This is a genomic window from Caviibacter abscessus (genome assembly GCF_001517835.1).
GTDB lineage: Bacteria > Fusobacteriota > Fusobacteriia > Fusobacteriales > Leptotrichiaceae > Caviibacter > Caviibacter abscessus.
Window position 1 is genome coordinate 173,794 of record NZ_LOQG01000011.1, and the last position, 22,943, is coordinate 196,736.

Genomic DNA, 22,943 nt, shown 5'->3' on the forward strand with positions numbered 1-22,943 from the left:
TTCCTCCCTTTAAATATCTACATTTACTATCATTGATTCTCCAATTTCTTTATTCATAGTTACTCCATAAAGCCTATTTGAACCTTTCATAGTTTCCTTATTATGAGTTATTAATATAAATTGTGATTTGTTTATAAATTCCTTTAAAACCTTTATTATTTTTTTAGTATTTGCTTCATCAAGTGCTGCTTCAACTTCATCAAAAAATGTAAATGGTGATGGTTTATACATGAATATTGCCATTATAAACGATAAAGCCAACATTGATTTTTCTCCACCTGATAACAATGTAAGAGTTTGTTCCGGTTTATTTTTATATTTTATACTAAGTTCAACACCTGTTTCTAATAAATCGTCTTTATCAAGTAATTTTATTGTTCCTTTGGCATTTTGAAGTAATTCCTTACACATATATTCAAAATTACTTGTAATATTTGTTATTGCATCGCTAAATTTAGTCATAATATCATTATTTATTTCATTAATTAAATCTAAAATTGATTCTCTACTTCTTAATAAATCAAATTTATCATTTGTTAATTTTTCATATTTGCTTTGTTCTTGTTCAAATTCTTCTATTGATTCTAAATTAACACTTCCAATATTAGCTCTACTTTTTTCGTTAAGGTTTATATTTTTCTCAACGGATTTTGCTTGTGTTTCATCTAAAATTTCTTGATATTCATAATTACTTATAATACTTTCTTTTTCATCTTCAAGTTCTGATAATTTTTCATTATTTGAACTTAATTTTTCTTCATCTCTTCTTATATTTTCACATATATTATTAAGATTATTTTCAATAGACATTATATTAATTTCTAAATCAGATTTATTAGATAATGAACTTATATGTTCGTCAGAAAGTTTTTTATGTTGATCATTAAGATTTTTTATATTTTCTTTTAACTTAATATCATTACTTTCTATTTTTTCTATTTCATTTTTTATCTTGTTTATCTCATTTTCAATATCATTGTATAATTCATCTTTTTTATCTAAAAATATTGATATTGTATTGTACTCATCATTAACTAAAACATATTCTTCATTTATTTCTTCATATCTTGCATACTTTGATAATTGTTTTTCATTTAATATTGCAAGCTCAATATCTATCTCTTTTAATTGCTTTTCATACTCTTCGTTTTCTTCAATACCATTTAATTTAGAAATTAATTCTTTTAAATGTTTTTCATTATCAACTATATTTTTTTCAATTGCTTTAATTAATTTAACATTTTCGGCAATTTCTGTTGTTTTTGTTTTAATAAACTCTTCATTTTCTTCTATTTCAAAAGTATATGTGTCCTGCTCTCTTTGAATTTTTAGTTTTTCATACTTATATGTTTCATAATTTGATTTCAAATCATCAAGTATAACTCTTAATTTTTCTAAAACTTCCTGATTTTCAGCTATTTTACTATTTATATTTTCAAGATTTTTAAAACTTTGTTCTTTTTCTGTTTCAAGTTCTTTTAACTGTGTATTTTTAAGTAATGAATTATCAATTTTTCTTGTGTTATAACCTCCGGTCATTCTTCCTGTCGCAGAAATAATATCTCCATCTAAAGTTACAATTCTATCATTAACAAATTTAGATAGTTTAACACCATTTTCAAGTTTTTCAACGACTAAAGAATTTGAAAATACATATTCTATTACTTTATCAACATTTTTATTACCAGAAATATTTTTAACCAAATTTCTTGCATAGTCTATACTACCATCATATTTTTTAGTATTTATAGCTTTTACCTTTATATTATCAATAGGTATGAATGAAACTGTCCCAATTTTACTTTCTTTTAACAAAGATATGTACTTATTTGCAGTTTGACTATCTTCAACAATTATATCATTAAATGAATATGCACCTATAGTCGATAATGCCATCTGATATTTTTTAGGTATATCTAACATATTTACTAATGGACCTAAAACTTTTTTATCATTTTTAGAATTTTTACAAACAAATTGTATACCCGCACTCATATTTTTTTGATTTTCAATTATGCTATATAAGCTGGTATATTTACTACTTATTTCATCATAATGAACTTGTAAATTATGCTTTTGTTTTTTTAAATCTTCTATCGTATTTTTTAAAATTTCAAATTCTTGTTCTTTTTGTAAAAGATTTTCTTTTTCACTGAACTCAGAACCTATACTATCTAATTTTTTTATGCTTTCTTCTTTTTCTTTTGTTACTTGCTCAAGTTTTATTTTTGATTTTTCTATTCTTTTTTCCAAATCTTCATTTTCAAACTTTAGCCTTAATTTATCTACATCATATTTCTTATAGTTTTCTTCACAAAGCTTTATTTTTTCGTTATAATCTTTTTTCATTTCAATATTAAGATTAATGACTCTATCCAATTTTTCTCTTTGTAAATTTAATCCATCTATTTCTTCTTTTTTACTTTTAAGCTCTGCATCATATTGCTCCAAAGTTTTTGATAATTGCGTTTTTTTATCTTCAAGTTCTTTTACTCTTTCTTGTTTTGAACTTATTTGTGCATTAAAATTTGCTTTTTTCGTTATATATTCAAACTCTAATTGTTGAAGTTGCTTAACTCTTTGTGTCTGATTTTCATTATCAAGAGTTAATTCTTTTATATCTTGCTCTATTTTATTTTTGCTTTCATTAATATTTTTTAATTCCATTAAAAGATTATCTAAATCATTATTTAGTGTTTCTAATTCTTTTTCAAGATTTTTTTTATTTTCATTTAAATTATCAAGTCTTGTTTGAACACTATTTTTTACATAACAAAAAAGCATATATTTCAATACATTTATCTTTTTTGTATATGCCATATATGTTCTTGCTTTTTTTGATTCTTGCTCTAATCTGTCTAAATGTCTTTTTAATTCTTCTTCAACTAATTCTATTTTTTCTATTTCATTTTGAACAGATTCTAGTTTTTTATTTGATAATTCTTTTTCAGTTTTTGCCTTTTTTATACCGGCAGCTTCATCTATTACAGCCCTAATTTCAGCAGGAGATGAGGCGATTATTCTCTCAACTTTACCTTGACCTATAACAGAATAAGCTTGCTTACCTATACCAGTATCCATAAGCAAAGCATTTATATCTTTTAATCTTGTTTTCTTTCCATTTAAACTATATTCGTTTTCACCATTTCTATTTATAGTACGGCTAATTACGATATTATCGCTATCTAAATCTAAAAATCTATCTTCATTACTAATTATTAGACTAACAGTTGCAGATGATCTTGCTTTTTTATTTTTACCACCTGAAAATATTACATCTGTACTGTCTTTAGCACGTATGGATTTATAGCTTTGTTCTCCCAAAACCCAAAGTATCGCATCTAAAATATTACTTTTTCCTGAACCATTGGGACCTACTATAGCTGTTATACCTTTTGTAAAATCCAAACAAACTTTATTGGAAAATGACTTAAATCCATTTAATTCCAATCCTTTTAAATACATTCTATACTCCTTGCATATTCGTTAATACCTTCTTTTACACTATATTCTGCTCTATATGATGTATTTTCAAGTAATTTAGTGTTATCAAGTCTACTATCTCTTATATCACCTTTTCTGGCTTCACGGAATATAAGCTTACCTTTAAATAAAAATGCTTCTTTCATAATATTATATAATTCCAATATACTAGTTTTACTATTATTTGATAAATTGAAAGTATTATTTTTAATATTTTCTATACCGGCAATATAGTTTGCATATGCTACATCTTTTACATAAATAAAGTCTCTTGTTTGTAGACCATCTCCATCTATATATACATCTTGTCCGTTTATCATATTGTTACTAAATATTGCTACAACTCCAGCTTCACCCTCAACTGATTGTCTAGGTCCAAATACATTTGAATATCTAAATATTACATAATCCAGTCCAAATATATCATGATATAACCTAATATATTCTTCTCCAGTTTTTTTTGTAAGTCCGTAAAATGATAATGCACATAAACTATCGTTTTCTTTTGAAATTTCAGAAGAAGGCACTCCATAAACTGCTGCTGAAGAAGCAAATACTAATTTTTTTACTTTATATTCAACACATAAATCAAGAACGTTTATAAGACCCATTATATTTTCCTTTGCGTCAAAATATGGATCTTTTATAGACTCAGTTACACTTATTTGTGCAGATTCATGATAAACTAATTCTATATTATGCTTTTCAAAAACTTCTTTTAAATCTTTTTTATTACATATATCTATTTGATAAAAAACTTTATTCTTAACACTTTCAATATTTTTAAGATTTCCTTTGCTTAAGTTATCAACTATTATACACTTATACCCATTTTGCGAAAAAACATCCGCTATATGCGAACCGATAAATCCTGCTCCACCTAAAATCAGAACTTCTTTCATTATCTTCCCTTTCCAAATATTACTATTTTTATAGTATCTAATATTATTAATATATCAAATGACAAAGAATAATTTTTTATGTAATACAAATCATACTGTAATTTTCTATAAGCATCTTCAACACTTGCACCATATGGATATTTAACTTGAGCCCAACCCGTTAATCCAGGTTTTACAATATGTCTTAAATTATAGTAAGGTATTTCTTTTTCTAAAGTATCTATAAAAAATTGTCTTTCAGGTCTTGGACCTACAAAACTCATTTCTCCGACTATAACATTATACAATTGTGGCAATTCATCAATTCTTGTTTTTCTCATTATATTACCAAATTTTGTAACTCTATTATCTTTTTCTTTAGCCCAAGCAGGACCATTTTTTTCAGAGTCTACTCTCATAGAACGAAATTTATATATTTTAAACGCCTTATTATTTTCTCCTATTCTTTCCTGAGAATAAATAATAGGTCCTTTTGATTCCAATTTAATTATTATTGCAGCTATTATCATTATAGGAATTGAAGGTATAAGTATAACTATTGCAAAACATAAATCAAATAATCTTTTAAGATTTTTCTTAAGTTGATCCTGATATGAAATAAAGCCGTCTTCCAATAAAAAATATTTTTTTTTCAATACTTTTATAGGTAATTTGTATAAAGTTTTTTCATAAAAACCTTTAAAATTAAAAAATTTGAATCCTTCTAATTTTTTATTAAATAAATAGTTTGCTATTAATTCATTTTTAAGTATACCTGAATCAAAGTCTACAACTACATCTATTCTATATTTTTCTATGTGTTCAATTAAATTTTGAATATCTTGATCTTCTGTTAATTCTAAAGCTAAATGAAATAATTTTGATTTAATTACCTCTTCTTTTATTTCTTCTTTATATTCATTTTCTCCGACAAATAAAAGTCTTGGTCTTAATTTTGAATAATTTAATATTAAATATTTTGCAACAATTTGATAAAACATCATAAGACCGAAGAATATAATCCCCTCATTTTGTCTAAAAAATATTAAATTACTCATGAAAAATAGACAAACATTTAAAACTATATTTACCAATAATTGCTTCAAACTATATTTTAAGTAATCCATGTTAAATACATTAAATATATAATAAAAAACAAAAGAAATAGATAGCAGCATAAAGCTTTTATAATTCAAAGGTTTATTGACTACAACCAATCCTAAAACAAAAATTAGTATATTAAGTATAACATATAAATACATAAAACTTTTTCTATCAATAGTCTTTTTCATTTGCTAATTCTCCTATTTTTAACTACTGCAATTATACCATAATTTATTATGTAATAAAATGATGAAAGTATATTTAATTTTTCATACTTTCTATATATTTCCCATCTTGCCAGTATAACTTTAAATTTATTACTTGATCTTGAGCCGGTAATAACCCTATATTTTGCAAGATTTTTACGTAAACCGTAAATATATCCTGTTTTTTTTATTATTTTAAGCCATAATAAATAGTCTTCATTTTTGTTTATTTCATCAAAATACATTTTTCCAATTGAAAATGTATCATATATTACCGTTAAACAACCAACATAGTTATTTTTTAACATATCTTGATAACTGATTTTTTCCTTAATATGTATATATCCTATTTTTTCTAAATTTTCATTTACTCTTTCATATTCTGTACAACAAATTTCAGCACTATTTTTTTTCATAAACTCAATTTGTTCCATAAGCTTATTTTCAGACCAAATATCATCTGAATCAAGAAAAGAAATGTATCTTCCACAAGCTTTTTCAATTCCTATATTTCTTGCACGACATACTCCAACATTCTTTTCTAAATCTATTATTTTTATTCTTTCATCATCATACGACTGGCAAATCTTAAGACTTTTATCACTTGATTTATCATTTATTAATATTAGTTCAAAATTCTTATATGTTTGATTTAAAACACTTTCTATTGTATTTCTTATATATTTCTCACTATTGTATACGGGTGTTATAATACTAACCTTTTCCATTATACACATCCTTTAATATTCTCTTATAAAGTCTTTCACAATTTTTATCATCTACATATGAAAAATACTTTCCATATTCTATTTGTTTACTACTAATAATACTTTCAACTACATCGTCAGCATTAAACACAACTTCACCGAATAAATTATTTAAATCAACATAAGAACCTATTTTTTCTAAATATTCTTTTTGATCAAACTGATAAAAAATAACTTTTTTTCTCATAAAATAAAAATCATAAGCAACACTTGAATAATCCGTTATTAGAATATCTGATTTTTTCAATAAATTTGTTACATCTTCATTTTTATCAAGTAAAACTATTCTGTCATTATTATTTAAAATCTCTATTTTATCTTGCATTAACTGATGTATATATACTTTTAAATATCTATTATTAGTTTTTAAATAATTTAGTAATTTTTTATTATTAATAAACTCATTTATTTTATTAATATATCCACTAATATCACTATAATTTCTCCAAGTAGGCATATATAAAATATCAGAATTTACATTTATTTTTCCATATAATCTGTCATATCTTGGATAACCACAAACATACATAGTTTCTTCATTCATTTTCCAATCGTTTACTTTTATATCTTTTTCCAGTTTGCTGTCACAAGGATTAAGATTATATGATTTAAGTAATTTATCTATTAATTTTTCATATTTTTTATTCATTGCAGCTCTTTTTTTTAGCCCAACAGTTCCATGATTTAAAAATACTTTGTAATTCTTATAATGAAAATAATTAATAAAAGGAACAGCACATAAATATGGTACTATATCCGCTGATATTGAATGAGAAAATAAACTTACCTTTGAACTCATAAAGTATAAATAAGATTTATATGAACCTTTAATTAAATAAGGTATATTATTTTTTTCAAAATAATTTCTTAAATTACTATTTTTTTCTACAATCCAGTAAACATTTTTTCTACGTTTTAATAAAAACTCGTGAATTGCTCTGGCATTATCAACATAAAGTTGACCAGCATTTCCACCTACAAGCCAAATATCTTCTTTAATTTTACAAAAAGGATAAGTGACAAATGCAAGTATCATATTAAATATTTTTCTAATCATTTTTATAACCAAAAAAGCCTGATAGCCTTCCCCTTAAAACTTCTCCGTGATATTTACCATGTTTTGAAATTAAACAACCGCCTATACTTCTAATTATCTTATTTAAAAATTTAAAAATGTATAAATAATTTTTTCTGTAAATAACTTCTTTTTTACAAAGAGCTCCATAGCCTCTTGCATAGTTATACGCTCTATTTAAATCATCATAATTTCCTTTTTTTGCAGGGTGATAAATTATATCATTTGCAAAATACTCTCCCTTATATCCTTTATGAAGTAGAGTTAAAATATAGTCTGTTTCTTCTCCACTTCCAAAAATAGAGCCTACTCCCAATTTATTGTCAAATAAATATATATCATCTTCTTTTATATTCACAAAAAAAGTTATTGATTTAACAGTCTTTTCAACATTTCCTATTTTTATTTCACAGTCGTTTTCAAACATTACTCCTGTACCATAATTTTTACCTTTTTCAAGAGTTCTGCAAGAATAAATATGCCTTTGTTTATCTATTAAATAATTTACTACTTTTTGCAGTGTATCGGGAGCATAAGTACAATCATCATCAGGAAAACCTATTATTTCTCCGCTTCTATAAAATAAACCTTTGTTTCTATTTATACTTATTCCTAATACATCACTTTTTATATATTTTATTTCTATTTTACCTAAATATTTATCAATTATTTCCTTTATCTCATTACTTTTATTTTGATCAATTACAATTAATTCAAAATTTTTATATGTTTGAGAAAGTAAACTATCAAGAAATAACTCTAAATCGTCTGTTCTATTAAGAGTAGGTAAAATAAGTGAAATTTTCATTATATATCCCGTCCTTTTTATTTTACTATATTATACACTGTGTAAATTTTTTTTCAATAGCTTGCACCATTTTGATTAATTTATTTTAATATATTTTGTTAAACGGCCATTTCCAATAATAGTAAAGTTTACTATGTAGTCATAATTTTCATATATAATGTCTAGTACACATCTATATCCTTATGACATTCTCCTTTTATCGCAGCCATTATATCAAATTTAGCTTAGATAAATCGATAATGGCGAGAATAATCTCGCCAAAATTTTATCATTGTATAACATGTACATTCTCATTTTCTAAATAATTTTTTTGTTATATTTATCTTCAAATCCAAATATATGGTGCTCTCTTTTTTTTATTTCATAAACTCTAATACCCTTTTATCCATACTCTAAGTATTATCTTTGCTTTTTTTAAAACTTTTTTTATACCTTTTAAATGCTTGGTTTCTAAAAACAATTTATTTTTTAAATTACTCCAGCTCGCATTCCACCAGTGTATTGCTACAGTTTTATTTGTAATAACATTAGGCGTAAATATTTCATTTAATCCAAATGGATAAAAATATTCTTTTTCAAACAATAATATTTTTTCATTTTTATCAAAATTATTTTCTTTGATAATTGTAGTTAATATTTTAGGTATGGTCCAAAGTGCAAAATTATATATTTTATCATTATAAAAATTAAGTAGTTCTTTTAAAATTTCACTATTTTTTTTAGCACCATATAATCCAACACCTAAATATTCATCACTTTCATATCCTATAAAAAAATCATATTTTAAATATTCATCAATAGGCTTTAAAAGTTGCATATCTATGTCTAAATATATACCTCCATTTTCATAAAGTACCACTGTTCGTATATAGTCACTACAATATGCCCACATTTTTTTTTCAAAACATTCATTAAAAAACTTATTTTTCTTTCTATGATACTCAATATCAAAATTACTTTCATTAATTTCTATTATTTCATAGTCTTTTAGATACATTTTCCATGACTCATAACATTTATTAAAAATTTCAGGTTTTTTAGCATTTCCTATCCAAACATAATAAGCTTTTTTAGGTATTGTTTCCATTTTTATACACCACCTTATAAAATATTATATATATTATTGAATAAGTTAATAAAAACATAAGTAATCCACCGCCAAAAAGAGAACCTCTAGGTATATAGAAAATATTTGGCACTATATACACAGATAACATAAGTAAATATCTATTTTGACCTACTTTAGTTTCATAGTAAGTTATAAAATATCCTAATAATATAAATATTAGGATCATAGCAACATAACCTAAAAGATAAGATTCTGCTATAAAACTTGAACCTATCCCTTCACCTTTTAAATATGATACTTTATCCAAATTATATGTCAGTACATCTGCAAGAGAATTTGTCGTATTTAATGCTTCAAAACCTTGACCTTTAAATCCGAATAACCCCTGTAATATATATGGTTTGTTAGGTATTTTTTCATGTATATCTATTGTATAACCTAAAACTAAATAACTTACTCCTTGTGAAAAAAGAAAATCTAAAAATCCTTGTATAAGTTTAAAAGAAAATATTGTTTTTTCTCTAAAATTTACTAATATTTGTGAAAATATAGCAACAAATGAAAATAATTTTAACATGTATTTAAAATTTATTTTAATTCCATACTGTCTTTTATATAGCCAAAGTATAAATAAAAGTTGAGTTAAAAATATGGCTCTTGCTCCTTTTAAGGAATCTACAAATTTTACCAATAAATATATAGTAGAATATATTTTAAATTCGTTTTTGGTAGGGATAGCCGTTAAAAATAGGATAAATGCTATAGTCATAAGTGTTCCACTACCCATTGTGTAAATAGGATATTCTATATTTTTTAAAACACCTGTATAATATGCACTGTAACCTAAACTTAATATGTATCTAAACTGTATTAAAAGTTTAATAACAAGCATTGGCATTGATATTAAAAATATTAATTTTGATATTTTTATTACTCTTTCATTTCTTGAAATAGTAAAATTAAATTTTATGTCATTTGTATTTACAAATATTAAAAATCCAAGTTGAACAAACAGTATTACTAAAAGAAAAACATGTAATATTTCAATTTTTACACTCTCGGTAAAATAATAATTTGCAAATTTCGTAGCCCAACCAAAACTTGAATGCCCCAATAAATCTAAAAACATTCTGCTAAAATTAAATAAACCTAATGTATACAAAAATATCATATAAACATTAAGAAATGATAAATAATATTTTGTATGTATTAAAGTATATATATATACTGCCGAAACCAACAGTTCTAAATGTTTTATTTCTGAAAATAAATTAAATACCAAAATTGATAAAATAATTACTATTATATGCCCATATAAACTTTGTTTTTTAGTCATTGTATTCCTTTACCTTTTCATTTTATATTTTAAATACATATATATCCCTACAGGTAGTGCCAATATAGTACATAGTTTTGCATTGGAATCTTTTAAAATCTTAAAAAAACTATATCTAGCTATTAAACTGAATTTAATATATCTTGCGGCAATTACTATATTTTTACTATGGTAAAACATATCATTATAGTAAAGTGCTTGACCTTTAGGATTTGAAGTTAGAAGTTTGTCATATTTTGATGTTAGACCATTTTCTAAGTATTCTTTTATTTCTAAATATTCATTTAAGCAAAGCATTTCATAATCTCTTGCTATTTTATTATATAAATATGCTTCCGTTGTAAACTTTTCATTTTCAAATACTTTAAATCTATATTTTTTAAGTATTTCCAATTTAAAGCATAAACCTTTGTCCCCAGTTACTTTGTATTTATTATATATATCAAAATGATTAGCTCTTTTTACATTAAATTTTGTGCCTATAATATCCCCGTTTTCATATTTTGATAAATAGGCAAGTCCTGCAATTTTTTCATCGGATTTATCAAGTATCTTTTTTATTTTATAAAGAGCATCGCTTGTATAATAATCATCTGAATCAAGACAAATAAAATATTTCGTATCGGCAATTTCTATTGCATCGTTATATGCTCTTTGTTTTCCTGCATTAGATTTATAAATATACTTAACATCAAGTCCTATAAAATCTTTAATAATTTCTTTTGTACCATCTCTTGAACCATCGTCTATTATAAGCCAAGTAAAATCTTTATACGTTTGCTCAAGAAGATTATCATAAAGTCTTTTTAACTTATCTTTTCTATTATACGTAGGAGTAAAGATTGTAAATATTTTATCCAAGATTTTACCTCCTTATATGTTAATAAAACAGCAATTACAATATATATTAATTTTAATAAAATAATATTTATACTTATTTTAGCAATTGCAAGATACCAAATTAATGGATTAAATGCAATAAATAGGTATTTTAATAAATTAAAATAATTAAATTCTATATCAAACCATTTTTTTATTAAATAAAGCTCTAATATATCCCTTATTAAAAATGCAATAAGTGTTGTAAGTGATGCAATTATTACTGCATATTGTGGATATATAGGTATAAATATCACATTAAGAACAACGTTTATTACAAGAGATAATAAAGTAAAATATATTATATATGCACTTTTTTCATTATAATGAAAATAATAATCAAGTGCATAAAGTGCTTGTGCCATAACAGCTGTTAAAACTATCGGCATATATAATACTGCTTGTTTATAGTGTGGTGGAAATATTAAAGTTATTGCTTCATTTGCAAAAAGTGTACCAATTACACAAAAAAACATTAATATTGCTAAGAAATTTTCAAGTTTTTTACTTGATGCTTTTATATTCTCATATAAAACAGGAGTAAAAGCACCCACAAAAGAACTTGTTATAATTCCTAAAACTCTTGAACCAGTATATGCTAAAGTGTAAGCTCCTATAACTGCAAGTGAAATGTTAAATTTTGAAAGTATCAATCTATCACTAAAATTTACTAATTGATCTGTAAGTTCTATAAATATTAACGGAATCCCGTTATACAAAGAATAAGTCAAATAATTTTTTGAAAATTTTGGTTTTACTGTTTTAAAATATTCAATATAAAAATATACAAACAACGTAAAAACAGCTATTAAATTAGCCAGTTGATTGCCAAATACTCCAAGTCCTAGTTTTTTAATAAAAAATATCGCTAAAAAATAATTAGTAAAAAATGATATTAATGATCCAACAGCCACTCTAAAGTAATTTCTTTTCATTCTAAACAAAGTTAATGCAATATTATTAAACGCATTTACCATTGAAATCATTATTGATATTAATATTAATGTATAATTTACTGATACTATGTATAAAAATATTTTTTTTGATATTGGCAAAAATAATATTGCCATAACAAATAGGCAAAGTATAAATATACTAAATATTATTGTGAAATTAAAAGAGCCTAATTCATTTTCATTATCTTTTAAATCAACATACTTTTTCATGGAAACGTTATAAAAACCTAAACCCAAAATTATTGTAAATATTGTTGTAATTGGTGATAAAATCCCTATAATTCCATATTCTTGTGCTGTTAAAATTCTGGTCATTATAGGTAGAAAAACAAGTCCACCAAGTTTTGTTATAACATTTGCACTTGTATAAACTAATGTACCTTTTAAAAGGCTATCTTTATTATTCATTTATAAGTCCTGATATTTTTTTTATTTCCTGTCCTTTTTCTCTAGGACATATTAATAATTTATCTTCAGTATTTACAATTATTAAATCATCAATACCTACTACTGCTATAATTTTACCTTCTTGTTCATTTATAACAATATTTTTACTACTGTTTAATGAAACATATTTTGTATCGCCTCTTACTATACTACCTGTATCATCTTTATCAAATACTTTTTCAAGTGAATTAAAGCTTCCAACATCGTTCCATTTAAAATCAACAGCTATAACTTTGGCAATTTTTGTTTTTTCCATAACTGCAATGTCTATTGAAACAGGATTTAATTGTTCAAATTTATCATCATAAAGTAAGTAATAATGTTCTGGTAGATATCTTTTTATCTCATCTAACATTACGCTTGCTTTTACAAAAAACATACCACTATTCCATAAATAATTTTTTGATTCAAAATATCTTTCAGCAATATCTATATTAGGTTTTTCTCTAAATGCTAAAACATCTTCTCCTCTATATTCAATATATCCGTACGCAGTTTCAGGATAAGTGGGTTTAATTCCCATAGTTACTATATAGCCATTATCAGCTATATCATATGCTTTTTTTACATAATTTTTAAATTTATCCATATCTTCTATCAAATGATCTGAAGGATAAATACTTACAATTACATCTTCCTTATATTTTTTTAGTATATTCATAACTGAATATCCAATACAAGCTGCTGTATCTTTTGCCATTGGCTCAATTATAATATTAGTAAAATCTGGTAAAATTTCATTTATTATTTTACTGTACTTTTTACTTGTTACAATATATATATTTTCTTTTTCAGTAACTAAAGCTACTCTATCAATAGTTTGCTCAAGCATAGTTTTATCTGAAATTAATTTTAAAAATTGTTTAGGTTTATCTTTTGTTGATAAAGGCCAAAATCTTGTTCCTGAACCACCAGCCATTATTAAAGCAACCTTTTTCATTAATCTTTCTCCCTTAAAAATGGTATATAAGCAAAACTGATGCAGCAAAGACTACATCAGTAAAACCTATTTGACAACTATATTTACTAGTCTGTTTTTTACATTAATTATTTTTACTACTTGTTTACCTTCAATATGTGATTTAACTTTATCAAGCGATAATGCAATTTCGTTTATTTTTTCATCATCTGTATTAATATCAACTACTACATTATCCCTAACTTTACCATTTACTTGTATAACAAGTGTTATACTCGTATCCTTTGTAAAAGTTTCATCATATATAGGATAATCAAGTTCAAATGCTGTTTTTACTTCTCCAAGTTCCTCTAACATTTCATCTGCAACGTGTGGTGCAAAAGGAGATATCATAAGACTTGTTTTATATAATGTTTCATACCAAATCTTTTTAGATTCAGTACCAAAATTAGATTTATCAATAACTTCTTGCTTATATGTTGTCATATCATTTAGTAGTTCCATAAGTGATGCTATTGCAGTATTAAAGTGGAAATTATCTTCCATACTTTGAGTTACTTTTTTTATAGTTTTATGTAATTTTCTTTGTAAGTTTTCATCTTCTTTTGTTCTATTTTTTAATACTATTTCATTTTTATCTGTAAAACTTGATGTTTCATTTAAAAGTAAAAATATTCTGTTTATAAATCTATATGCTCCACCAAGACCATTTTCATTCCACTCAAGTTCTTTTTCAGGCGGAGCTGCAAATAATACAAATAGTCTTGCAGCATCTGCACCATATTTAGCTACAATTTCTGCCGGATCTTCTCCGTTATTTTTAGATTTACTCATTTTTTCTAATTTAACAACTAATTCTTCATTAGTTTTTATACTATATGCTTTATTTTTCTCCCATTTTACTTCTTTAGAGAATAAGTATCTTCTCTCATTTTTTGAATAGTAAGAGTTTCCTAAAACCATACCTTGAGTAAGTAGTCTTTCAAATGGTTCATCAGAATTTACATAGCCTAAATCTCTTAATGCTTTATGGAAAAATCTTGCATATAACAAGTGCATTACAGCATGTTCTACTCCACCTATATATTGATTTACTGGTGTCCATTTATTTGCTATTGAACTTTCAAAAGGTTTTATTTGATTTTTTGGATCTGTGTATCTTAAATAGTACCAAGATGAATCTACAAAGGTATCCATAGTATCTGTCTCTCTTCTACCTATTTTACCATTTCCTAAATCAACGTTTTTAAATTCTTTTGATGTTTCAAGTGGATTACCATTACCTGTAAACTCTATATCTAAAGGTAATTTTACAGGTAAGTTTTCTTCTTTTTCAAGTATTATTTCGTTATTTTCATCATAAATTACAGGAATAGGTGTTCCCCAATATCTTTGTCTACTAATTAACCAATCATGTAAACGATAATTTACCTTATATCCTCCTATACCTTTTTCTTTTAGATAATCGGTAATAAGCTTTTTAGCTTTTTCATTTTCTACACCATTAAATTCTCCTGAATTTATTAATTTACCATTTCCTACGTAAGGTAATTCTTCTCCTTCAATTACTTGTTTAACACTTAAATTATATTTTTTAGCAAAATCAAAATCTCTTTTGTCATGAGCCGGTACAGCCATTACAGCTCCAGTACCATAATTCATTAATACATAATTTGCTATCCATATTTCTACTTTTTCATTTGTTATTGGGTGTTTACCATAAAGACCTGTAAATACTCCAACTTTTTCTTTATCTTCAGCTTCTCTTGAAATAGTATCTTCATTTATCATAGAATCTACTATTTCTTTTAACTCTGGCTTATTTTTCAATACATATTTTTCAACTATAGGGTGCTCTGGAGCAATAACAAAATATGTAATTCCATAAATTGTATCAGGTCTTGTGGTAAATACTTCAACTTTTTCATCTATACCGTCAAGTTCAAAAAATATACTTGTTCCTTGTGATTTACCTATCCAGTTTTTTTGCATTGCAATTACTTCTTGAGGCCACCCTGCTTTTAACATTTCATGTCCATCTAGTAATTCTTGTGCATACTGAGTTATTTTTAAATACCATTGTTCTAATTCTTTTTGTACAACATCTGTTTTCCCATGTCTCCAACATTTACCCTGTTCTACTTGTTCATTTGCAAGTACAGTATTACAATCTGGACACCAATTTACATATGATTTATTTTTATAAACTAAACCCTTTTTGTACATTTCAATAAATAACTTTTGATTAAATTTATAGTAATCCGGTTTATATGTGGCTATTTCTCTATCCCAGTCATGAGATATTCCCATAAGTTTTAACTGTTTTTTCATATTTTCAATATTTTTACTTGTCCACTTTTCAGGATGTACTCCATTATCAATAGCTGCATTTTCAGCAGGAAGTCCAAAACTATCCCAACCAAAAGGATGTAATACATTAAATCCTTTCATTTTCTTGTATCTTGCTATCGCATCTCCAATAGTATAGTTTCTTAAATGACCTACATGAAGTTTACCTGATGGGTATGCAAACATTTCTAAAACATAATAATTCTTTTTATTTTCTACTTCATTATATGTTTTAAATATATTATCTTTTTCCCATTTTTCTTGCCACTTTTTTTCTATTATACTTGATTTATACTCGTTCATTATATCCACCTTTTAATTATTTACTTATTTGTGAAAGAAGTATTCCACATGCAACAGATACATTAAGTGAATTTATTACACCTTTTAAATGTATTTTTAACGTTGTATCACAATGTTCTCTTACTTTTTTTCTCATTCCACTACCTTCATTACCTAAAACTATTGCAACTTTATCAGGGTAATCTATTTTAGAATACAAGTACTCTCCATCTGCTGCTGTTCCATAAACAAAATATCCATATTTTTTTAATTTGTCAATTGTATCTGATATATTTGTTACTTCTGTTATATCAACATACTCAATAGCTCCGGCTGATGATTTTACAACTGTTTCAGTAACTCTAACATTATTTCTGTCTTGTATAATAACACCGCCAACTCCAAAGCATTCACACGATCTTAAAATCGCTCCAAAATTTCTAGGATCTTGTATTTGATCCAATATTACTATAACTGATTTTTCTTTCTTGAGTTCTTTTTCTAATAAACTTTCAAGACTTATATTGTAATTATAGTCTGTTATATATGCAACCACACCCTGTGAGTTATTTTCTCTTTTATTTGTATAAAAAATTTTAATATTTCTACTACTTGCAAGTCTTAATATTTCTTTTATTGATTCTTTTTTTATGCCTTTAAACACTTCAAGTTTTTCAATATTTTTTGAAGTTTTTAATACTTCCGTCACTGGATTAATTCCTATGATTTTATCCATTTTTCTCCTTAAGCTAATAATTTAATTTATGTAGATATTATAGTATATTTAGGCTTTTTTTTCTACTGTTATATAATAAAAAATCCCAAAAATCAAACTTTTTGGGGATATAAAATTATTTTTATTTATATATTTAATTTTCATAATTTATTAAAATAATGATTAACCCCAACTATTCAGAACGTATCTGTGCTTTTAAACATTAGTTGGGGTGTTTGCTTTTTTTATTTAATATTAAATTTCAAATAAATAATACACTGTATATAAAAAGTTGTCAATATATTTATCTTTATAGTCCTTTTACCAATCTTTCAGTATCAAGAGCTATCATCAATTCTTCTGCTGTTTCTATTTTGTATACCTTAACTTTTGAGTTTGGTTTAGAATATTCAACAGTTCCTGAAATTCTTTGATTATTTTTTTCATAGTCTAATTCTACACCTAAAAATTCTAAATTCTTGCAAACTCCTTCACGAACCTTAGCTGCATTTTCTCCTATACCTCCTGTAAATACGATTGCATCTACACCTTCTAAAGCCATTGTGTAAGCTCCTATAAAGTTTCTTACTCTATAGCAAAACATTTCATATGCAAGTTTTGCCCTTTTGTTACCACTTTCCATAGCTTTTTGTATATCTCTAAAGTCTGAACTTTCTCCAAAAATCCCTAAAAATCCTGATTGTTTATTTAATCTATGATCCATTTGTTTTGCATCTAGTTCTCTTTTTTGCATAATGAATAAAGGTACAGCCGGATCTAAATCCCCACATCTTGTCCCCATCATTATACCTCCAAGAGGAGTAAGTCCCATTGAAGTATCTATTACTTTTCCATTTTTTACAGCTGATATTGAAGCTCCATTTCCTAAATGACATACAATAATTTTAGAATTTGGATTATTTAATTCTTTCGCTGCTTCCATACTTACATATTTATGAGATGTCCCATGTGCTCCATATTTTCTAACTTTAAGATCTTTATAATCCTCTAATGGTATAGGATAAGTATATGCATAATCTGGCATAGTTTGATGGAATGATGTATCAAATACTGCTACATTAGGTTTTGATGGAAGTAATTCTTGCATTACTTTTATACCCATAACATTTGCAGGATTATGTAACGGAGCAAGCTCTATTAATTCTTCACATTTTGCTATTACTGAATCATCAACTATTACTGCATCATCAAAATATTCTCCACCATGAACTATTCTATGCCCTATAGCATCAACTTCATCAATAGTTTTTAACACTCCATGTTCACTATATTGTAATGCTTTAAGTACAACTTCTATTGCTTTATTGTGATTTGGCATATCTTCAGGTTTTTCTTCTATTTTAAATCCACTTACTAGATTTTTATAAGTAAAAATTTGATCTTTTATTCCTATTCTTTCACATATACCTTTTGCTAAACTTTGTTTTGTTTGTGTATTTATAAGTTCAAATTTTAATGATGAACTTCCACTATTTATAACTAATATCTTCATTTTACTCTCCTTCGCTTGTAGTTACAGCAACTACACCTACTATATCTTCTACACTACAACCTCTTGATAAGTCATGTACAGGTTTTGCAAGTCCTTGAACAAATGGTCCTAAAGCCGTTGCTTTTCCTAGTCTTTGAACCAATTTATATCCTATATTTCCAGCACTTAAATTAGGGAAAATTAATACATTTGCCTTACCTGCAACTGTTGAATCTTTTGCTTTTAACATTGCAACTTCAGGAACTATTGCAGCATCTAGTTGAAGCTCACCATCAAAATCAAAATCTACATTTCTTTCTTCCAATATTTGTCTAGCTTCTCTCATCTTAGTTACAACATCACCCTCTGCACTTCCTTTTGTTGAATATGTAAGTAGGGCTACTTTCGGATCTTTTATTTCCGCTATTTTTCTTGCTTTTTCAACTGCTGATATTGATATATCTGCAATTTGTTGTGCTGTAGGATTAGGTATTACTGCACAATCTGAAAAGATTAAAATACCATCTTGTCCGTAAGTATCATCGTTTAATAACATAATAAAAGAACTTGATATCGTTTTTAATCCTTGTTTAGGTCCTATTACTTGTATAGCAGCTCTTAAAACTGAAGCTGTTGGAGAGTTTGAACCTGCAACCATACCCGAAGCATAACCTTTTCTAACTAACATTGCTCCAAAAAATCTAGGTTCTGAAAGCATTGTTGCTCTTGCTTGTTCTAAAGTCATTCCTTTTTTTGCTCTTAATTCTTGTAATTCTTGTGAAAATTCTTCTATTTTATCAAATGTTTTAGGATTTATAATTGTTACTTTTGAAATATCAACACCATATTTTTTTGCATCTGCATTTATTTTTTCATTTTCACCTACAAGTATTATGTTTGCAAAACCTTCATTAATAACTTGGGCAGCAGCTCTAATTACTCTTTCATCTTCTGCTTCTGGTAAAACTACTGTTTTTATATTTTGCTTTACCTTAAACTTTAATTCTTCAATTAAGTTTTTAGCCATTTTATTACTCCTTTATTTATCAAATATTTCTTTTACAAATTCTACTGCATTAAATGGTTTTAAATCATCAATGCCTTCTCCGACTCCAAGATATTTTATAGGTTGTTTTATCTCATCTATTATCGGAAATATTATTCCTCCCTTTGCCGTACCATCATATTTTGTTAAAATAATACCCGTCAGTTTAGTAACTTCATTAAATACTTTAGCTTGTTCTAATCCATTTTGACCAGTTGTTGAATCAACTACAAAAAGTGTCTCAATATTTGCAATATCTTGTTTTGATTCAACTACTTTTTTTATTTTTGATAGCTCATTCATTAAATCAACTTTATTATGTAATCTTCCTGCGGTATCTATTATTGCAACATCAGCTTTTGAGTTTATTGCATAATTTAAAGTATCAAATACAACTGCTGCCGGATCTGTACCTTTTGTTTGTTTTATTAATTTCACATCAACTCTTTCAGCCCATTGTTCAAGTTGTTCTATTGCAGCTGCTCTAAATGTATCCGCTGCACCTATTACAACCTTTTTTTGTTGTTTTTTTAACATATTTGCAATTTTTCCTATTGATGTGGTTTTTCCTACTCCATTTACACCTATTACAAGTATAATATTAAGTTTACCATTTTCGATATTAAGATTTTGATTATCAAAACTTGTTAGTTTTTCAATTAAAATATTTTCTATTTCTTCATAAACTTCCTTTGAATCTTTTAATCCTTTTTTACTTACATTATTTTCTAACTTTTCAATAATATTCATACTTGTTTTTATACCCATATCAGATTTTATTAAAAGTTCTTCAAGTTCTTCATATAAATTATCGTCTATAGGTTTGCCAACAAAAAATTCTTTCAATTTAGCAAAAAAGCCTTTTTTAGGTTTTAATAAAGACATCTTATTTTGTATGATATAAAATATATATCACACATCTCCTTTCTTTATATATTTTTGCTTTATAAAATAGCTACTAAATTCAATTAAAATCTTTTTCAGCCTGAGATTTTTCTAAATAATACGGAACTACTTCAGCTATTTTCTCTTCTTTTAATAGATTTTTTTTATACATTTCAAAATAAACTCTTGAATCAATCAATAACCTATTAGGATCTATCTCCACTAATTTATTATGCTTTATATCTTTTGTATAATTAAGTGCTATATCTCCGGCATATACTATGCTTTTATCATATTTTTCCATTTCTTGAATTAAATCATATATATTACCAATACTGTCTTCAACTATTTTGGTACCATTTGAATGAATATTATAATAAATTTTTCCTTTTCTGGAATCGATCCCTGCAACAACTATATCTGCATAGTTTTTAGCTAAGTAGTATATAGCATCTAATTCTGAAACCGTATATAATTTTACCTTATTTGATAAACTATACATGCCTTTAATTAATGACATTGCTATTCTAACGCCGGTAAAAGAGCCGGGACCTTTAGACAAAAGTATTACATCTACATCATCTATACTTTTTTCTGACCATTCAAATAGGTCAGTTATTTGTTCAACTATTGTAGTAGAATGTGTTTTGTGCATATTCATATTGACATTGCCAAGCATTGTATCATTTTCAAAAATAGAAATACTCGCAAGTTTAGTCGAAGTTGTAAGTGCTAATATCAACATATCTTTTTTCACCGTCTTTCATTATATATATTGAAATATATCTGCTATCTATATCATCGTGTTTAATTTCAAAATATAAGGCATTTTCAGGTACATTTCCCTTAATTAAGTCCGCCCATTCTAATATAACTAATCCTTTTTGATCAATATAGTCAAAATACCCTATATTGTATAAATCATCTTCATTTGATACTCTATACAAATCAAAGTGATATATATTCATATCTTTTGTTTTATAGTCAATCATATATGTAAAAGTAGGGCTCTTAACATTTTCTTCTATACCTAAACCTTTTAGTAATCTTTTTGTAAATGCTGTTTTCCCGGTGCCAAGATCACCAATAAGTGCTATACATAAACTCTTTTTATTATTAGCACACACTAATTTAGACAAATTATCTATAATTTCATTTATCTCATTAAAATTTAACCTTTTATTTCTAAATTCCACTTTCCTAGAATCATCTCCCCTATATTATACCATAAAAAATGTAGGATTAAACCCTACTTTATTTTTAGGTAATTACACCGTATTAAGTTAATTTTTTTATTTAGTTCCAAAAATTCTGTCCCCTGCATCTCCAAGTCCAGGATAAATATATGCATGTTCATTTAATCCTTTATCAATAGCTGCTACATATATTGAAACATCAGGATGTTTTTCAGTTACAACTTTTATCCCTTCAGGTGCAGCAATAATACACATAACTGTAATGTCTTTAACACCTAATTCTTTTAAATAGTCTATTGTATAAACAATTGAACCTCCTGTCGCAAGCATAGGGTCAATTATTATAACTTTACTTTGAACTACATTTGTTGGCATTTTTGCATAATAATATACAGGTTTAAAAGTTTCTTCATTTCTATAAACTCCTAAATGTCCAACTTTGGCAATAGGTATTAAGTCTAATAAAGCATCAACCATTCCAAGACCTGCTCTAAGTATAGGTACTATTGTAACAGGTTTACTTAAAACTTTAGCTTTTGTTTGCATTATTGGAGTTTTAATATCCACTTCTTTAAGTTCTAAATCTCTAGTTGCTTCATACACCATAAGTCCTGCTATTTCATTTAAACTTTCTCTAAAAAGTTTTGTATCAGTTTCCTCATTTCTAAGATTTGTTAATTTATGCTCTATCAAAGGATGATTAAATTCAAATACTGCCATTGTAATCCCTCTTTCTTTCTAATTTCTCTAAAAAAAAGCAGAGCAAAAAACTCTGCCAATACTATAAATTGTATTTTTTCTTAAATTTATCAACTCTTCCAGTTTCATCAACAAATTTTGATTTTCCTGTGTAAAACGGATGTGAAGTTGAGCTTATAGCCACTTTAACAACTGGATATTCAACACCTTCAAAAGTTTCTGTTTCTTTCGTAACTTTTGTTGATTTACTTAAGAATTTTTCTCCATTGCTTGTGTCTTCAAATACAACTAATCTGTATTCAGGGTGTAATCCTTTTTTCATTTGTCGACTCCTTTCTCTTTCAAATTAT

At 25.8% G+C, this 22,943-nt stretch carries 20 protein-coding genes; all 20 read right to left on the reverse strand.

The features are described from left to right. Positions 1-9 precede the first annotated feature (9 nt). Positions 10-3,465: a chromosome segregation protein SMC gene (smc, locus tag AWT63_RS02870; protein ID WP_068268332.1), complete on the reverse strand. Its 3,456-nt coding sequence runs from the start codon at positions 3,463-3,465 to the stop codon at positions 10-12. Then, positions 3,456-4,385, reverse strand: coding sequence for an NAD-dependent epimerase/dehydratase family protein (locus tag AWT63_RS02875; RefSeq protein WP_068268333.1), 930 nt, complete (start codon positions 4,383-4,385; stop codon positions 3,456-3,458). Before AWT63_RS02875 ends, smc begins: the two co-directional genes overlap by 10 nt. After that, positions 4,385-5,656, reverse strand: a complete 1,272-nt coding sequence (locus AWT63_RS02880) for an exopolysaccharide biosynthesis polyprenyl glycosylphosphotransferase (RefSeq protein ID WP_082680423.1) — start codon at positions 5,654-5,656, stop codon at positions 4,385-4,387. The genes AWT63_RS02875 and AWT63_RS02880 overlap by 1 nt, the downstream gene beginning before the upstream one ends. After that, a complete protein-coding gene (locus AWT63_RS02885; RefSeq protein ID WP_068268334.1) occupies positions 5,653-6,402 on the reverse strand; it encodes a glycosyltransferase family 2 protein in 750 nt (249 codons plus the stop codon). The genes AWT63_RS02880 and AWT63_RS02885 overlap by 4 nt, the downstream gene beginning before the upstream one ends. Continuing rightward, positions 6,389-7,498, reverse strand: coding sequence for a CDP-glycerol glycerophosphotransferase family protein (locus AWT63_RS02890; protein ID WP_068268335.1), 1,110 nt, complete (start codon positions 7,496-7,498; stop codon positions 6,389-6,391). Before AWT63_RS02890 ends, AWT63_RS02885 begins: the two co-directional genes overlap by 14 nt. Next, complete coding sequence (locus tag AWT63_RS02895; RefSeq protein WP_068268336.1) at positions 7,491-8,324, reverse strand: glycosyltransferase family 2 protein; 834 nt, start codon at positions 8,322-8,324, stop codon at positions 7,491-7,493. Before AWT63_RS02895 ends, AWT63_RS02890 begins: the two co-directional genes overlap by 8 nt. Positions 8,325-8,694: 370 nt before the next feature. Further along, positions 8,695-9,411 (reverse strand): glycosyltransferase family 32 protein, encoded by a 717-nt coding sequence (locus AWT63_RS02900; RefSeq protein WP_068268337.1) that lies wholly within the window; start codon positions 9,409-9,411, stop codon positions 8,695-8,697. After that, positions 9,395-10,729 (reverse strand): O-antigen polysaccharide polymerase Wzy, encoded by a 1,335-nt coding sequence (gene wzy, locus AWT63_RS02905; RefSeq protein ID WP_068268338.1) that lies wholly within the window; start codon positions 10,727-10,729, stop codon positions 9,395-9,397. The genes AWT63_RS02900 and wzy overlap by 17 nt, the downstream gene beginning before the upstream one ends. 9 nt (positions 10,730-10,738) lie before the next feature. Next, positions 10,739-11,590 carry a glycosyltransferase family 2 protein gene (locus AWT63_RS02910; protein ID WP_082680424.1) on the reverse strand — a complete coding sequence of 284 codons (852 nt, stop codon included), beginning with the start codon at positions 11,588-11,590 and terminating at the stop codon, positions 10,739-10,741. Further along, positions 11,536-12,972, reverse strand: coding sequence for an oligosaccharide flippase family protein (locus tag AWT63_RS02915; protein WP_068268339.1), 1,437 nt, complete (start codon positions 12,970-12,972; stop codon positions 11,536-11,538). Before AWT63_RS02915 ends, AWT63_RS02910 begins: the two co-directional genes overlap by 55 nt. Further along, positions 12,965-13,951 carry a mannose-1-phosphate guanylyltransferase gene (locus tag AWT63_RS02920; RefSeq protein WP_068268340.1) on the reverse strand — a complete coding sequence of 329 codons (987 nt, stop codon included), beginning with the start codon at positions 13,949-13,951 and terminating at the stop codon, positions 12,965-12,967. The genes AWT63_RS02915 and AWT63_RS02920 overlap by 8 nt, the downstream gene beginning before the upstream one ends. Before the next feature lie 66 nt (positions 13,952-14,017). Then, the gene (leuS, locus tag AWT63_RS02925; protein ID WP_068268341.1) at positions 14,018-16,582 is read right to left on the reverse strand and encodes a leucine--tRNA ligase; all 2,565 of its coding nucleotides are present in this window, start codon (positions 16,580-16,582) and stop codon (positions 14,018-14,020) included. A 16-nt stretch (positions 16,583-16,598) separates the two neighbouring features. Next, the gene (gene rlmB / locus AWT63_RS02930) at positions 16,599-17,297 is read right to left on the reverse strand and encodes a 23S rRNA (guanosine(2251)-2'-O)-methyltransferase RlmB (RefSeq protein ID WP_068268342.1); all 699 of its coding nucleotides are present in this window, start codon (positions 17,295-17,297) and stop codon (positions 16,599-16,601) included. A 289-nt stretch (positions 17,298-17,586) separates the two neighbouring features. Continuing rightward, entirely contained in the window at positions 17,587-18,789 is a 1,203-nt protein-coding gene (locus AWT63_RS02935; RefSeq protein ID WP_068268343.1) for an acetate/propionate family kinase, read from the reverse strand. 1 nt (position 18,790) lies between these two features. Next, positions 18,791-19,795 (reverse strand): phosphate acetyltransferase, encoded by a 1,005-nt coding sequence (pta, locus tag AWT63_RS02940; RefSeq protein ID WP_068268344.1) that lies wholly within the window; start codon positions 19,793-19,795, stop codon positions 18,791-18,793. 12 nt (positions 19,796-19,807) lie between these two features. Then, on the reverse strand, positions 19,808-20,698 hold the full coding sequence (gene ftsY, locus AWT63_RS02945; RefSeq protein ID WP_068268345.1) for a signal recognition particle-docking protein FtsY: 891 nt from the start codon (positions 20,696-20,698) through the stop codon (positions 19,808-19,810). 79 nt (positions 20,699-20,777) lie between these two features. Then, positions 20,778-21,443: a tRNA (adenosine(37)-N6)-threonylcarbamoyltransferase complex dimerization subunit type 1 TsaB gene (tsaB, locus tag AWT63_RS02950; protein WP_068268346.1), complete on the reverse strand. Its 666-nt coding sequence runs from the start codon at positions 21,441-21,443 to the stop codon at positions 20,778-20,780. Then, positions 21,412-21,894 (reverse strand): tRNA (adenosine(37)-N6)-threonylcarbamoyltransferase complex ATPase subunit type 1 TsaE, encoded by a 483-nt coding sequence (gene tsaE / locus AWT63_RS02955; RefSeq protein ID WP_068268347.1) that lies wholly within the window; start codon positions 21,892-21,894, stop codon positions 21,412-21,414. Before tsaE ends, tsaB begins: the two co-directional genes overlap by 32 nt. A gap of 96 nt (positions 21,895-21,990) precedes the next feature. After that, positions 21,991-22,614 (reverse strand): uracil phosphoribosyltransferase, encoded by a 624-nt coding sequence (gene upp / locus AWT63_RS02960; RefSeq protein WP_068268348.1) that lies wholly within the window; start codon positions 22,612-22,614, stop codon positions 21,991-21,993. Between the two features lie 61 nt (positions 22,615-22,675). Next, positions 22,676-22,915 (reverse strand): type B 50S ribosomal protein L31, encoded by a 240-nt coding sequence (locus AWT63_RS02965; protein WP_068268349.1) that lies wholly within the window; start codon positions 22,913-22,915, stop codon positions 22,676-22,678. Positions 22,916-22,943: the final 28 nt, after the last annotated feature.